General features: G+C 69.8%; 1 protein-coding gene. It reads right to left on the bottom strand.

The window, feature by feature from the left end; genetic code table 11:
- A partial coding sequence (locus AC3EVP_RS36955) for a beta-ketoacyl synthase N-terminal-like domain-containing protein (protein WP_435138193.1) occupies window positions 1-646 on the bottom strand: 646 nt, incomplete at both ends.

Genomic DNA, 646 nt, shown 5'->3' with positions numbered 1-646 from the left:
AGGCGCCGTCAGCAACTCCACCGCTCCGGCCGACCAATCCACATGCGACGACGGGGCGTCGACGTGCAGGGTCTGCGGAAGCATCCCGTGCCGCATCGCCTGCACCATCTTGATCACACCCGCCACACCCGCAGCCGCCTGCGTGTGACCGATATTCGACTTCACCGACCCCAACCACAACGGCCGACCCTCCGGCCGACCCTGCCCATAGGTCGCCAGCAACGCCTGCGCCTCAATCGGATCACCCAACGCCGTCCCAGTCCCGTGCGCCTCGACCACATCCACATCACCAGCCGCCAGACCCGCACTGGCCAACGCGGCCCGGATCACCCGCTGCTGGGAGGGACCGTTCGGCGCCGACAGACCATTACTCGCCCCGTCCTGGTTGATCGCGCTACCGGCTACCACCGCCAACACCCGATGCCCACGCGCGCGAGCGTCCGACAACCGCTCCAACACCACCACGCCAACGCCCTCACCCCACCCCGTGCCATCAGCCGCCTCCGCAAACGGCTTACACCGCCCATCAGCAGCCAACCCCCGCTGCCGCGCAAACTCCGCGAACGCCCTCGGGGTGGCCATGACCGTGACCCCGCCGGCCAGCGCGATCCCACACTCCCCCGACCGCAGCGCCTGCGCGGCCAGG

The sequence above is a fragment of the Actinacidiphila sp. bgisy144 genome, from assembly GCF_057708105.1.
This window is presented reverse-complemented; position numbering and strand designations above follow the sequence as displayed.